This is a genomic window from Enterococcus sp. UD-01 (assembly GCF_044909655.1).
Lineage (GTDB): Bacteria > Bacillota > Bacilli > Lactobacillales > Enterococcaceae > Enterococcus_L.
The window spans coordinates 53,506-67,352 of sequence record NZ_JBIYEU010000011.1; the positions used below are offsets into that span (position 1 = coordinate 53,506).

12 protein-coding genes are annotated in these 13,847 nt (G+C 39.3%); 6 read left to right on the plus strand and 6 right to left on the minus strand.

What is annotated here, in order from left to right; all coding sequences use genetic code 11:
* Window positions 1–252: 252 nt before the first annotated feature.
* Together mnmG and mnmE are read right to left on the minus strand one after the other, a co-directional pair.
* Window positions 253–2,151, minus strand: a complete 1,899-nt coding sequence (mnmG, locus tag ABH902_RS10315) for a tRNA uridine-5-carboxymethylaminomethyl(34) synthesis enzyme MnmG (RefSeq protein ID WP_404590639.1) — start codon at window positions 2,149–2,151, stop codon at window positions 253–255.
* A 13-nt stretch (window positions 2,152–2,164) separates the two neighbouring features.
* Entirely contained in the window at window positions 2,165–3,562 is a 1,398-nt protein-coding gene (gene mnmE, locus ABH902_RS10320; RefSeq protein WP_404590640.1) for a tRNA uridine-5-carboxymethylaminomethyl(34) synthesis GTPase MnmE, read from the minus strand.
* Between the two features lie 256 nt (window positions 3,563–3,818).
* On the opposite strand from mnmE, the gene ABH902_RS10325 reads away from it, so the two are divergent.
* A complete protein-coding gene (locus ABH902_RS10325) occupies window positions 3,819–4,160 on the plus strand; it encodes a hypothetical protein (protein ID WP_404590641.1) in 342 nt (113 codons plus the stop codon).
* Between the two features lie 256 nt (window positions 4,161–4,416).
* Here the strand turns inward: ABH902_RS10325 and jag are convergent, their stop codons facing one another.
* From jag to rpmH, 4 genes are all read right to left on the minus strand, one after another.
* Entirely contained in the window at window positions 4,417–5,190 is a 774-nt protein-coding gene (gene jag / locus ABH902_RS10330; protein WP_404590642.1) for an RNA-binding cell elongation regulator Jag/EloR, read from the minus strand.
* 15 nt (window positions 5,191–5,205) lie between these two features.
* Window positions 5,206–6,033 (minus strand): YidC/Oxa1 family membrane protein insertase, encoded by an 828-nt coding sequence (locus tag ABH902_RS10335; protein ID WP_404590643.1) that lies wholly within the window; start codon window positions 6,031–6,033, stop codon window positions 5,206–5,208.
* A gap of 15 nt (window positions 6,034–6,048) precedes the next feature.
* Complete coding sequence (rnpA, locus tag ABH902_RS10340; RefSeq protein ID WP_404590644.1) at window positions 6,049–6,387, minus strand: ribonuclease P protein component; 339 nt, start codon at window positions 6,385–6,387, stop codon at window positions 6,049–6,051.
* 260 nt (window positions 6,388–6,647) lie between these two features.
* On the minus strand, window positions 6,648–6,782 hold the full coding sequence (rpmH, locus tag ABH902_RS10345; RefSeq protein ID WP_002356012.1) for a 50S ribosomal protein L34: 135 nt from the start codon (window positions 6,780–6,782) through the stop codon (window positions 6,648–6,650).
* Window positions 6,783–7,480: 698 nt separating this feature from the next.
* Between rpmH and dnaA the strand changes: the two genes are divergently transcribed.
* The 5 genes from dnaA (at window position 7,481) to gyrB (ending at window position 13,832) form a co-directional block, all read left to right on the plus strand.
* Window positions 7,481–8,821, plus strand: a complete 1,341-nt coding sequence (gene dnaA, locus ABH902_RS10350) for a chromosomal replication initiator protein DnaA (protein ID WP_404590645.1) — start codon at window positions 7,481–7,483, stop codon at window positions 8,819–8,821.
* 201 nt (window positions 8,822–9,022) lie between these two features.
* On the plus strand, window positions 9,023–10,153 hold the full coding sequence (gene dnaN, locus ABH902_RS10355) for a DNA polymerase III subunit beta (RefSeq protein WP_404590646.1): 1,131 nt from the start codon (window positions 9,023–9,025) through the stop codon (window positions 10,151–10,153).
* A gap of 373 nt (window positions 10,154–10,526) precedes the next feature.
* Window positions 10,527–10,772, plus strand: coding sequence for a S4 domain-containing protein YaaA (gene yaaA / locus ABH902_RS10360; RefSeq protein ID WP_404590647.1), 246 nt, complete (start codon window positions 10,527–10,529; stop codon window positions 10,770–10,772).
* Window positions 10,759–11,886 (plus strand): DNA replication/repair protein RecF, encoded by a 1,128-nt coding sequence (gene recF, locus ABH902_RS10365; protein ID WP_404590648.1) that lies wholly within the window; start codon window positions 10,759–10,761, stop codon window positions 11,884–11,886. Before yaaA ends, recF begins: the two co-directional genes overlap by 14 nt.
* A complete protein-coding gene (gene gyrB / locus ABH902_RS10370) occupies window positions 11,883–13,832 on the plus strand; it encodes a DNA topoisomerase (ATP-hydrolyzing) subunit B (RefSeq protein ID WP_404590649.1) in 1,950 nt (649 codons plus the stop codon). Before recF ends, gyrB begins: the two co-directional genes overlap by 4 nt.
* Window positions 13,833–13,847 lie beyond the last annotated feature (15 nt).

Sequence of the window (13,847 nt, forward strand, 5' to 3'; positions counted from 1 at the left end):
GGTATATATAGTGTCACTAAACAAGTACTGCAAAAACAATCACTAACTTAGCTTTTACTATTGATCAAAGCCAATAATAATGATGAAATAGAAATACAAAAACCACATTACCAAAGAAGTGTTCACTCTTGTCACAAGAGAAAAAATTCAATGATAATGTGGTGTTCAGTCATTCGTTACTCTATAGGAAAAACCAATATTTATATAAGGCTTATCCTAATAATTTGCTAAAAAAAGTGAAACGACAAACTTTTAAGCCTTCACCTTCGCTATCTTGCCTTGTTCGATATACACCATCAAGATACTCAAATCAGCGGGGTTCACACCGCTGATGCGGCTGGCTTGGGCAATGGTTTCCGGCTGGATTTTTTGTAGTTTTTGTTTGGCTTCTGTTGCCAGACCGTTAATTGCTTCGTAGTCGATGTTTTCCGGAATACGTTTGGCTTCCATGCGTTTTAGTTTTTCAACTTTGTCCATGGCTTTTTTGATGTAGCCTTCGTATTTGATTTGGATTTCGACTTGCTCGATGACTTTTGCATCCAGTTCTGTTTCTGCAGCTGGGATAAATTGTGTGACTTCATGATACGTCATTTCCGGGCGTTTTAAGAAGTCGCTGGCTAAGACGCCATCTTTCAGCGGAACAGAGCCTTTCGCTTCTAAAAAGGCTTGAACGTCAGCTGTAGGCTTCACTCTGACAGAGCTTAAGCGAGCAATTTCGGCTTCTACGGCTTTTTTCTTAGCCAAGTAAGCAGTATATTGTGCTTCCTTCACTAAGCCAAGCGCATGACCTTGTTCCGTTAGACGTAAATCGGCATTGTCATGGCGTAAAATAAGGCGATATTCGGCTCTTGAGGTTAGTAAACGGTACGGCTCGTTGGTTCCTTTAGTAACCAAATCATCAATCATTACACCGATATAGCCATCACTGCGTTTCATGACAAAGGGGTCTCTTCCTTGAACTTTTAAAGCAGCATTAATTCCGGCAATCAAGCCTTGACCGGCTGCTTCTTCATAGCCGCTGGTACCATTTGTTTGGCCTGCTGTAAAGAGATTTTCAATAATTTTTGTTTCCAAGGTTGGGCGTAACTGGTGCGGCACAACCACATCGTATTCGATCGCATAGCCGGTACGCATCATTTCAGCATTTTCCAAGCCTGCTACTGAATGTAGGACTTGCGTTTGCACATCTTCCGGTAAAGAAGTAGAAAGTCCTTGAACATAGACTTCTTCCGTGTTTAAGCCTTCTGGTTCCAAGAATAACTGATGACGCGGCTTATCTGAAAAACGGACGATTTTATCTTCGATCGACGGACAATAACGAGCGCCTACACCTTCGACAATTCCTGTAAACATTGGTGCCCGATGCAGATTTGCCTGAATGATTTCATGTGTTCCTTCATTGGTATATGTCAGCCAGCAAGAACGCTGATCTAAATTATATGCATCATCCGGCGTGCTGAAGCTGAAATGATTAGGCGTTTCATCCCCCGGCTGTTCTTCCGTCACGGAATAATCAATGGTACTTGATTTCACCCGAGGCGGTGTTCCTGTTTTGAAACGATCCATTTCCAAGCCTAATTCTTTTAAATGATCGGCTAAACCAATAGACGGCAATGAATTATTGGGACCGGAGGAATATTTTAATTCTCCGATAATAATTTCACCGCGTAGAGCTGTTCCCGCTGTAATAATAACAGCTTGACTGTGATATTCCGCACCCGTTGTTGTTACAACACCGTGGCAAATCCCTTCTTCTACTAATAATTTTTCAACGACACCTTGACGCAGTGTCAAGTTCTCTGTCTTTTCAATCGTATGCTTCATTTCTGTTGCATAAGCATGTTTGTCCGCTTGGGCGCGCAGGGCGCGAACGGCCGGACCTTTTCCTGTGTTCAGCATCCGCATTTGGATGTATGTCTTGTCTATATTACGACCCATTTCTCCGCCTAAGGCATCAATTTCTCTAACGACTACTCCTTTGGCTGGTCCGCCGACTGATGGATTACAGGGCATAAATGCGACCATATCTAAGTTAATTGTTAAAAGCAAAGTTTTGCTACCCATACGCGCAGCGGCTAAGGCAGCTTCTGAACCGGCATGTCCTGCTCCCACAACAATTACATCATAAGAATCTGCTTTAAATTGATTCATCGTCTCTTCCTCTCTATTTTCCTAAACAAAATTGGCTGAATAATTGTGTAATCAGCTCGTCTTGAACACTGTCTCCGACTATTTCTCCTAAAAAATCCCAGCAGCGTGTCATATCCATTTGGACTAAGTCGACCGGCATGCCTGCTTCAATGCCGCGGATTACCTCATCTAAAGCAATAGCTGCCTGATCCAGCAAAGCAATGTGGCGCGTGTTCGATACATAAGTCGCATCTTTTTCTGCCGTTTGTCCACCAAAGAACAGGTCGGCAATCTTCACTTCTAAGGCATCCATGCCTGTATTAGATAAAACGGAAACAGGTAAAATTTCCTCATCCTTCACTAGCTGCTTCAACTCTTCTTTATCTAATTCTGTCGGCAAATCCATTTTATTCAATAGAATAATCCGTTTTAAGCCTTCAGTAGCTGCCAATAATTGTTGATCTTCTGTCGTTAATGCTTCATTTTGATTCAATACAAGTAAAATTAAATCTGATTCCGCTAAAGCTTTACGGCTACGTTCTACACCGATTCGCTCCACAATATCTTCTGTTTCACGAATTCCGGCTGTATCTATTAATTTCAAAGGCACACCACGTACATTGACATATTCTTCAATAACATCTCGGGTTGTTCCGGCAATATCGGTAACAATCGCTTTTTCTTCACGTAATAAGTGATTCAGCAAGCTGGATTTCCCCACGTTCGGTCGTCCGATGATAGCTGTACTCAAGCCTTCCCGCAAAATTTTTCCCTGCTTGGCCGTTGTTAAAAGTGCATCAATCTGACCTTTGACAAAGCCAGCTTTTTCCAATAATAATTTCGTTGTTAATTCTTCGACATCATCATATTCCGGATAATCAATATTCACCTCAACTTGCGCCAAAGTTTCTAAAATTTCCTGACGCAATGCTCGAATTAGAGAAGATAAATTTCCGTCTAATTGATCTAATGCCACATGCATCGCTTTATCCGTTTTCGCACGAATGAGATCCATTACTGCTTCTGCCTGTGACAAGTCCATTCGTCCGTTTAAAAAGGCCCGCTTCGTAAATTCTCCCGGCTCGGCCAAACGAGCACCCTCTCTTAGCAACAGCTGCAGCAGCTGATTCACGACAACAATGCCGCCGTGACAATTAATTTCCACAACATCTTCACGAGTAAACGTTTTAGGCGCACGCATAACAGACACCATGACTTCATCCAGTAGATGCTCATCCTGTGGATCAATAATATGACCATAATGAATCGTATGCGTCGGCACATCCGTCAGTTGCTTACTGCCGGAACGGTAAACCTTATCTGCAATTGCAATTGCTTCTTCACCGCTCAAACGGACAATGCTGATCGCACCTTCACCCGGCGGCGTTGAAATAGCGGCAATCGTATCAAATTCTAACGTGACTTTTTGCATGATTGACTTCCTTTCACTCATTGTTTTTACTATGTATGCTGATTTTTGACTACAAAAAAAGCGCCCACTTCCCCCCATATTTTTTCGGGTAGGATCTAGCACTTTCACTGCATCAATTCCTATTTAATTCTTGACCTAGAATAGCATATTTTCTTTTTTTTCGCAACATCTGCTGTTTTTAAAAATATAGCTTAAATTTTGCAATTCAACCTTACTATCTTTAAAATAAAAGTATCTAAGACAGGAGGTTTTTGAAATGAAACGTGCACAAAAAGAAGAGCTAACACCGGAAGAATTGGACAACCGTTTAAGCGGAATTACTTTATCTACCGGAAATGTGAATAAGAAATATATTGTTCGGGATATTGTTTTTGCGACAGACCGAATTGAAACAGATTTATTTTCACCGGAAGTAAACGCAAACGATGTTTTCAGCGGTGTTTATCGTCAATTAAAAGAGATAGCCTTTGAATATGAAGCTGATGCCGTAATCAACTGTCATTTTGAAGAAAAATATGTGGAATACCAAGGAAAATGGGTCGTTGAAATCTTTGCTTACGGCACTGTGGTCCAATTTACTCAAACAACTATCGGCTAATAAGACAAAAAAAGACCTGATCCTAAAAGAACCAGGCTGGAAGAAGCATGTCTGCCTCAACTACTTTATCATCGTATTTTGTACGTTGATAAGAATGATTTCGTATTAAAATATACTTTGTTTAAAGGTATTTGTCAATCTGTTTCTGCAAAAAGCTTGGTAAATCAATGTTGATTCAATTGTATTTTTACTTAAGTTTTCCATCAATTCCATAAAAAAATAGGACAGAAGCTCAAGCGGCTTCTGTCCTGTTTTTTTAAAAGTGTTTTTTCGCAGGTTCTACTACTAAATAGCGATAAGGCTCATCGCCCTCTGAATGAGTTTTGATGTATTCATCTTTACTTAAAGTATAGTGAATTTGTTTTCTTTCAAAAGCAGGCATTGGTTCTAAGAAGACCGGGCGCCCGGTTTGTTTGACTTTTTCAGCTGTTCGTTCTGCTAAACGCTGTAAAATTGCCTGACGTTTTTCCCGGTAATCGCCAACATTAACCACAACGGATAATTTATTGACTGCTGCCCGATGAACGAAAACCTGTGCCAGATACTGCAGCGCATTCAGGACCTTGCCGTGTTTTCCGATCAGAATTCCTTGCTTGTCCGTATCTAAATGGAAAATCAACAGACCGTCCTGACGTTCCAAACGCACTAAGGCAGGCGCATTTAACTCCTTAGAGATTGATGTTAAATATAAAGCTAATTCAGTAATTGCTTCTTCATCGTCAAGATTTTCCAGAGCTTTTGGTTCTGAAGTGATGTCCACTTCTGAAGTGCTCAACAATTCCTCAGCAGCTGTTTCTTCTGGCAGCTCATCTGTCGTAAGAACCTCTTCAACCGTTTCTTCAACTGCTTCAGTAATTTGTTCACTAACTGTAGGCTCGATCGCTACTTGCGCTAATTTTTTGCCTAAACCTAAGAACCCTTTTTTGGCATCCGCAATTACTTTAATTTCTGCGTCCTCTTTGGTTAAATTCAATGCTTGCAACCCTTTAGCTGTCGCTTCTTCAATTGTGTTTCCCTCATAAACCGGCATCCGGAAAACCTCCTTTTATCTCTTTTTATTCTTTTTCTTAGGATTTTGCGCTTTTTTCAGTGCTTTTTCCCGTTCTTTAACTTTTCTTTCTTCTGCTTCCCGTTCTTTACGAATCTTGAACGGATTATTAATTAGAAGTGTTTGACCTACTTGGAACGCATTAGATATTACCCAATATAATGACAAGCCACTAGCTAAGCTCATACCCATGACAAAAATCATCACTGGCATTGCAAAGTTCATGATCTTCAATGAAGCGTTAGACTCAACCTGACTCATGCTTGTTAAATAAGTGCTGGCAAACGTAAAGACTGCTGCCAAAATCGGTAAAATCAAATATGGATCGGGTTTGCCTAAATTCAGCCACATGAAGCTGCCCTGTTTTAATTCCGGTACTCTGGAAATGGATTGATACAAGGCCATCATGATCGGCATTTGAATCAGCAGCGGCAAACAACCAGCATATGGATTCACATCATTTTCGGCATACAACTTTTGTTGCTCTTCTCTAAATAAGCGTTGCGTTTCTGGATCTTTTGATGAATATTTCTTTTGCAATGCTTTTAATTTCGGTTGTAATTCCTGCGTTTTGCGCATGCTTTTCGTTTGGAAATGCATCAGTGGTAGCAGGAAGATTCGAACAACTAAAGTAAATAGAATAATCCCGATCCCAGTATTGCCTGAAACGGATAAGAACTTAATCGCCTGAGCAAAATAATAAACAATGTAACGATCCCAAATTCCCGTACTACTTTCATTAATTGGTGCTGTACCACAGGCAGATAACACAAAAATCAGGGAAATGAGACCCGCCATCAATAATAAGCGTTTATACTTCTTCACAAAACTGTTCCTCTCTTATTTTAAAATTTTTGCAAGCTTCAAGACATGTCTAACATTTGTATGAATTTCTTCTGCTGTTAATTGTTCAACACCGGGTCTGGCAATGATGATAAAATCGCACGCCGGCTCGATCTGATCTTTTAACTGGTAAATAGCGGCGCGGACTTTCCGTTTTACTGCATTTCTAGTGACTGCATTGCCGATTTTTTTACCTACCGAAATTCCTACACGAAAATGCTTTTGGTTAGGCTTTTCCAAAATGTAGACCACAAATCTGCGGTTTGCACAAGATTGTTTTTCTTGGAAAACTGCCTGAAATTCTTTTTCTTTTTTTACTCTATAGGATTTTTTCATCTGCATCCCTTTGTTTCTTTCTGTCTTTCTATTTACTCACTCTACAATAATAGCATATTTTGCCTGATTTTTTTTCAAAATTCCACGAAAATATCTATAGAATTCGCCGGTGAGGGGTTCAAATTTATATATTAGCATTGATTCCGGTTTTTTTCACTTCATTTCTTGCAAAAAAAGAACCCTTTATTATGTTCACACATTATTCTGTGAAGATAATAAAGGGTTCTTGCGTTTATCACGTTGGTAAAAATTTTCATTAATTAAGCGGAAATAACTTTTCTGCCTTTACGACGTCTGCTTGCTAATACACGACGACCATTTTTTGTACTCATACGTTTACGGAAACCATGAACTTTTTGACGTTTACGTTTATTTGGTTGATATGTTCTTTTCATCTGTTGTTCCACCTCCTGAAAATGTAACTTTTCATCAATATATAGACATACTTTGATAGTATAACTAGTATTGGGTGGATTTGTCAATAAAATTCCGTGAATTAATTTTTCGTTTCCACTAAAAAAGTTATCCACAAAATGAAAAAAAACTGAATGAAATTGTGGATAGCTTTCCACAAATTTTCTGTTTACTTTTCATTTCTTTTTCACTTTTGCACAAAAAAACAGGTTGTTAAAAAGTTATGCACAACTTATTTTATTTTTGTGCATAACTTTTAAAAAAACCTTTAAATCCTGCATTTGTTTTACAGAATCGGCTGTGGATAATAATATAATAAGCAAGTTATCCACGACTTCACTGTTCCTTGTGGATAATTTTTTTCCCTCTTGTTAATTTTTTTTCCACAATTCACAATTTGCCTGTGGAAAAAGTTTGAAAAAAATGCTAAAATTTTACTTGCTTATCTATTTGGGGGTTTCCTGCTTTTTTACATAGAAATTTTTAAGGGCTGGTTGGCACTTTAAATAAGATAGAAGTTTCATAAAAAGTTTTAGTAACACTATTACTCATATTATGTAGCGTCATAGACTTGCACGTTGTGACATGCAGGTAAAACAACTGAGAAGCCATCGTTTGTTTTACTTCTTTCGCCTGCACTGGTGTTCGTCTGTCAGCTTTTAACTAAGGAGGTCACTATATGCCGGATATGGAAAGTTTCTGGAAAAGTTTAGAAGATGCTTACCAATCTGTTTTATCCGCACCCAGCTTTGATGCGTGGATCAAGACAACTACCCCATTGCGATTAGAGAATAATCAGCTTTGGCTGGAAGTTCCTTCCGCGGTTCATAAAGATTACTGGGAAAAGAATTTAGCGGCAAAAATTGTCGAAACTGGCTTTAAATTGACTGGTGCCGAAGTGATGCCTCGCTTTATCGTAGCCGGTGAACAAGAAGTTGCACCTATTGAAGAGAAAAAAGAACCTGCGCCAAAAGAAAATCTCATTGAAAACAGCAAAAAAGCCTTGCTGAATCCCAAGTATTCCTTTGATACGTTTGTCATCGGAAAAGGCAACCAAATGGCGCACGCAGCTGCTTTAGTTGTCGCTGAAGATCCTGGTTCCATTTACAATCCGCTATTCTTTTATGGCGGTGTCGGCTTGGGTAAAACTCACTTGATGCACGCGATTGGTCACCAAATGCTGCAAAATCAACCCGATGCCAAGGTCAAATATGTGAGTAGTGAAACATTTACGAATGAATTTATCAACTCCATTCAGACAAAGAACTCAGAACAGTTTAGGAAAGAATACCGCAATGTTGATTTACTTTTAGTCGATGATATTCAGTTTTTAGCTGAAAAAGAAGCGACCTTGGAAGAATTTTTCCATACATTTAATGATCTATATAATGAAAATAAGCAAATCGTCCTAACCAGTGACCGGCCGCCGAATGATATCCCTAAATTGCCGGAGCGTTTAGTTTCCCGCTTCGCTTGGGGCTTGTCCGTCGATATTACTCCGCCGGATCTAGAAACCCGGATTGCTATTTTACGCAAAAAAGCCGATGCGGAACGTTTGGAAATTCCAGATGATACGTTAAGCTATATCGCCGGTCAAATTGATTCCAATATTCGTGAACTAGAAGGTGCTTTGGTGCGCGTGCAGGCTTTTGCTACTATTAATGGAGAGGATATCACGACCAGTCTGGCGGCGGATGCGTTGAAATCACTGAAGTCCGTCGGTAGTCAAAATCATTTGTCCATTTTACAGATTCAAGAAGAAGTGGCAAAATATTATCATATCCAATTAAAAGATCTAAAAGGGAAAAAACGCGTCAAATCCATTGTTGTTCCGCGCCAAATCTCCATGTATCTTTCCAGAGAAATGACGGATAACTCCTTACCAAAGATCGGTGCTGAATTTGGCGGTAAAGATCATACAACGGTCATTCATGCGCATGAAAAAATTCAGCAATTAATGGAAAAAGATCCGACGATTCAAAAAGAAGTCAGCGAAATCAAAAATTTGCTCAATTCTTAGCCTGTGGATAAAAAAGCCAGAAACAAAAAAGTTTTCCACAAGTTATACACAAGTGGAAAACTGCTAATTCATTTCGTTTTTCTACTTTTCCACAGAATTAACAAGACCTACTACTTTTATTATTTATTTATATATAAAGACTTATGAATTTCTCTTAACATTCAACAGCTACTACTATAAGAAAAAAGGAGCCTAATTATTATGAAAGTAACCGTGAAAAGAAATACTTTTCTACAAGAACTGCAAACCGTTCAACGTGCAATTTCATCTAAAACGACTATTCCAATTTTAACCGGGGTGAAAATTGTCCTGACAGAAGAAGGATTATCCTTAACAGGCAGCAACGCGGATATTTCCATTGAAAGCTTTTTAAGTCAAGAGGATGAAAAAGCTGAAATGACGATTGAATCAACAGGGAGCATTGTTTTACAAGCACGTTTCTTTGGTGAAATTATTCGTAAATTACCTGAAGATTCCTTTACATTAGAAGTTTTGGAAAATAACCAAGTAGCGATTACTTCCGGAAAAGCTGACTTTACAGTTAACGGCTTAGATGCCGAAAATTATCCACATCTACCGGTCATTGATGCCAAAAATCAAATTCAATTACCTGTTCATCTGTTAACAAAAATTATCAATGAAACTGGTTTTGCCGTTTCTATGCATGAAAGTCGTCCGATCTTAACCGGTGTTCATTTTATTCTGGAAAACCAAAAATTATTGGCAGTAGCAACAGACTCTCATCGCTTAAGTCAGCGTGTTATTCCAATTGAACAAGCAGCAGAAGATTTCAATATCGTGATTCCAGGAAAAAGCTTAACGGAGCTTTCCCGTTCCTTCACTAATGAAGAAGAAATGGTTGAAATCAGCATCATGGAAAATCAAGTGCTGTTCAAAACGCAAAATATGTATTTCTATTCGCGTTTACTGGAAGGCAATTATCCTGATACCAATCGTTTAATTCCAACCAGCTTTAATACAGAGATTGAATTTTATGTTCCTGAATTACTTTCTGCGATTGATCGTGCGTCTTTATTATCACATGAAGGCCGCAACAACATTGTTCGTTTAGCGATTGCTTCCGATTCTGTGGTTCTCTATGGAAATTCTCCTGAAATCGGAAAAGTTGAAGAACCGTTGAATTACGAAAACGTTACGGGAGATCCATTAGAAATTTCTTTCAATCCAGATTACATGAAAGATGCGCTACGTGCCTTTGGCGATATGAATATTACTGTTAAATTCATTTCTGCCATTCGACCATTTACGCTGGAACCAACAGAAACAGAGTTGGATTTCATTCAGCTGATTACACCTGTTCGTACCAATTAAGCTATAAAAAAACAAGTGGCTGGGTCAGAAGCGTTTAACTCCGAGAAATAAGAAGGAGTTGCTTCTGCTCCCGCCGTTTATTCGTACTTAGAAAGCTCCTTGTGACTATACTTCTGTCACAAGGAGCTTTTGTGCTATAAGTGAATTACAGCTATTTTCAGCTTTTTTGAAAACAAATGAAAAATATAACAAAGATTATCTGCTCATATTTCTTTCTAAAATGCATTTTAAGAGTTTTTCAATCGTTAGAATATTTTTAGTCGTTTGAAATTAAAATTGCTTAGAATGAAAATTAGACGGATAAATTTGTTTTCTGACCAAAAAAAGAGTATAATATAAGAATGAAAGTGAAAATAAAAAAGAGGGATGCATTTTGAAAAAAACGCTTGTTTTAGAAACAGATTACATGACACTTGGTCAATTTTTAAAAGAAGTCAATGTTATTGCAAGCGGCGGACAAGCCAAATGGTATTTAGCTGAAAATAGCGTGTTTGTCGATGGGGAGCCGGAAAATCGCCGCGGAAGAAAATTGTATCCCGGTATGATGATCGAAATACCTGAAGAAGGTACTTTTTTTATGGCAAAAAAAGGAAACGAGCCGATCGATGAGACTGAATAAAATCGAAGTACAGCATTATCGAAATTATGAACAGCTGACTTTAGATTTTCCTAAGACCTTAAATATCTTTTTAGGAGAGAATGCGCAAGGCAAAACGAATCTTCTGGAAAGTATTTATGTCTTGGCGATGACTCGCAGTCACCGGACGAGTAACGAAAAAGAATTGATTCGCTGGGATGCTGAGGCAGCCAAAATTAGCGGAGTGATTGAAAAAAAGAGCGGCACGGTTCCTTTAGAAATCCTCATTTCCAATAAAGGGCGCAAAACCAAAGTGAATCATATTGAGCAAAAACGCTTGAGTTCATACATAGGACAGCTGAATGTTATTTTATTTGCGCCGGAGGATTTATCGCTGGTTAAAGGATCGCCGCAGTTGCGCCGAAAGTTTATCGATATGGAGCTTGGTCAGGTGAATCCGATTTATTTGTATGATCTTGTGCAGTATCAGTCGGTACTAAAGCAGCGTAACCAATATTTAAAACAGCTTGCTGAAAAGAAGCAGACGGATACCATTTATTTGGACATTTTGACAGAGCAGCTGGCCGAATTCGGCAGTAAGGTGCTTTATGCTCGTTTGGCATTCATTAAAAAGCTGGAATATTGGGCAAATGTGCTGCATAAAAAGATCAGCCATGAAAAAGAAGAACTAGCGATTGAGTATTTTTCAAGTATCCCTTTAAATAAAGCAGAATTTTCACTAGAGGAGATCCACAAACAGCTGCTGCAAAGTCTATTGGACAGCCGCAAGCGTGAATTATTTAAAGCGAATACTTTTTTAGGTCCGCATCGGGATGATTTGATTTTTAATGTAAATGGTCAAAATGTACAGACCTATGGCTCACAAGGGCAGCAGCGAACCACTGCTTTAAGTGTCAAGCTGGCTGAAATTGATCTCATGTATTCAGAAACTGGAGAATATCCGGTGTTGCTGCTGGATGATGTGATGAGTGAGTTGGACAACGAACGACAGCTGCATTTGCTGGAAACAATCGAAGGAAAGGTTCAGACATTTTTAACAACGACCAGTCTGGATCATTTAACGAATAAATTAACTGTTGAACCGGATATTTTTAATGTTCATCAGGGAGAGATAGAGAGGGAAGCATCTATATGACAGAAGAAGAAAAGAACATGAAAGAACGTGCCCAAGAATATGATGCCAGTCAGATTCAGGTATTAGAAGGTCTTGAAGCGGTTCGGAAACGTCCCGGAATGTATATCGGCTCGACGAGTTCAGAAGGCCTGCACCACTTAGTTTGGGAAATTGTCGACAACTCAATCGATGAAGCACTGGCTGGGTTTGCTACAAGTATTCAAGTAGTCATTGAGCCGGATAACAGCATTACAGTAGTCGATGACGGTCGAGGAATCCCGGTTGATATTCAAGCAAAAACCGGACGACCTGCGGTGGAAACAGTCTTTACTGTTTTACATGCCGGCGGTAAATTCGGCGGCGGCGGATATAAAGTATCCGGTGGTCTGCATGGGGTTGGTTCCTCAGTTGTTAATGCCTTGTCTACTACATTGGACGTAAAAGTCTACAAAGACGGTAAGGTTCATTACCAAGAATTTCAGCGCGGCGCAGTAGTCGATGATCTAAAAGTAATCGGTGAAACAGATCGTCATGGTACAACCGTTCATTTTGTACCGGATCCTGAAATTTTTACCGAAACAACTATTTTTAATTTCGATAAATTAGCGACACGAGTAAGAGAGCTGGCTTTCTTAAATCGTGGTTTGAAAATTTCGATCGAAGATAAGCGGGAAGAAAAGCCTGTCTTGAAAGAATACCATTATGAAGGCGGAATTAAGAGCTACGTTGAGCATTTAAACGGCAATAAAGAAGTCTTATTCCCTGAACCAATTTTCATTGAAGGGGAGCAACAAGATATTACCGTTGAAGTATCTATGCAATATACGGACGGCTACCATTCCAATATTTTAAGCTTTGCCAACAACATTCATACTTATGAAGGCGGAACCCACGAATCAGGTTTCAAAACGTCATTAACACGTGTGATTAACGATTATGCACGTAAACAAAAGATCATGAAAGAAAATGATGAAAACCTGACAGGTGAAGATGTGCGTGAAGGCTTGACAGCAGTTATTTCCATCAAGCATCCGGAACCGCAGTTTGAAGGACAAACCAAAACCAAACTGGGAAATTCTGAAGTTCGTACAGTTACTGACCGTCTATTCTCAGAATATTTCACTAAGTTCTTAATGGAAAATCCAACAGTTGGAAAACAAATCGTCGAAAAAGGCTTATTAGCATCTAAAGCTCGTTTAGCTGCAAAAAGAGCCCGCGAAGTGACTCGTCGTAAAGGCGCGCTTGAAATCAGTAATTTACCTGGTAAATTAGCGGACTGCTCAAGTAAAGATCCGGAAAAATGTGAAATTTTTATCGTCGAAGGAGATTCTGCCGGCGGTTCAGCAAAACAAGGCCGCAGTCGTGAATTCCAAGCAATTTTGCCAATTCGCGGGAAAATCTTGAACGTTGAAAAAGCCAGCATGGATAAAATTTTAGCAAATGAAGAAATCCGCTCATTATTTACAGCAATGGGCACGGGCTTTGGTGCTGACTTTGATGTTTCTAAAGCTCGTTACCATAAATTAGTTATTATGACCGATGCCGATGTCGATGGCGCTCATATTCGTACGTTGCTGTTGACTTTATTCTATCGCTTCATGCGTCCAGTCGTAGAAGCAGGTTATGTGTATATTGCTCAGCCGCCGTTATACGGAGTGAAGCAAGGAAAAAATATTACCTATGTTCAGCCTGGAAAAAATGCTGAAGAAGAATTGGCAAGAGTGTTAGAATCATTACCAGCAAGCCCTAAACCTAGCGTTCAGCGTTATAAAGGACTTGGCGAAATGGATGATCACCAATTATGGGAAACAACAATGGATCCGGAAAAACGCTTAATGTCCCGTGTCAGTGTAGATGATGCAATTGAAGCAGATCGAATTTTTGAAATGCTGATGGGCGATCGGGTAGAACCACGCCGTGCGTTTATTGAAGAAAATGCCCATTACGTGAAAAATCTAGATATTTAGTTTAAGAAGGAGCAA

What these genes read in the sequence shown, in the direction of transcription:
- mnmG (WP_404590639.1), bottom strand. Translation starts at nt 2,151, where the DNA reads ATGAATCAATTTAAAGCAGATTCTTATGATGTAATTGTTGTGGGAGCA.
- mnmE (WP_404590640.1), bottom strand. Translation starts at nt 3,562, where the DNA reads ATGCAAAAAGTCACGTTAGAATTTGATACGATTGCCGCTATTTCAACG.
- ABH902_RS10325 (WP_404590641.1), top strand. Translation starts at nt 3,819, where the DNA reads ATGAAACGTGCACAAAAAGAAGAGCTAACACCGGAAGAATTGGACAAC.
- jag (WP_404590642.1), bottom strand. Translation starts at nt 5,190, where the DNA reads ATGCCGGTTTATGAGGGAAACACAATTGAAGAAGCGACAGCTAAAGGG.
- rnpA (WP_404590644.1), bottom strand. Translation starts at nt 6,387, where the DNA reads ATGAAAAAATCCTATAGAGTAAAAAAAGAAAAAGAATTTCAGGCAGTT.
- rpmH (WP_002356012.1), bottom strand. Translation starts at nt 6,782, where the DNA reads ATGAAAAGAACATATCAACCAAATAAACGTAAACGTCAAAAAGTTCAT.
- dnaA (WP_404590645.1), top strand. Translation starts at nt 7,481, where the DNA reads ATGCCGGATATGGAAAGTTTCTGGAAAAGTTTAGAAGATGCTTACCAA.
- dnaN (WP_404590646.1), top strand. Translation starts at nt 9,023, where the DNA reads ATGAAAGTAACCGTGAAAAGAAATACTTTTCTACAAGAACTGCAAACC.
- recF (WP_404590648.1), top strand. Translation starts at nt 10,759, where the DNA reads ATGAGACTGAATAAAATCGAAGTACAGCATTATCGAAATTATGAACAG.
- gyrB (WP_404590649.1), top strand. Translation starts at nt 11,883, where the DNA reads ATGACAGAAGAAGAAAAGAACATGAAAGAACGTGCCCAAGAATATGAT.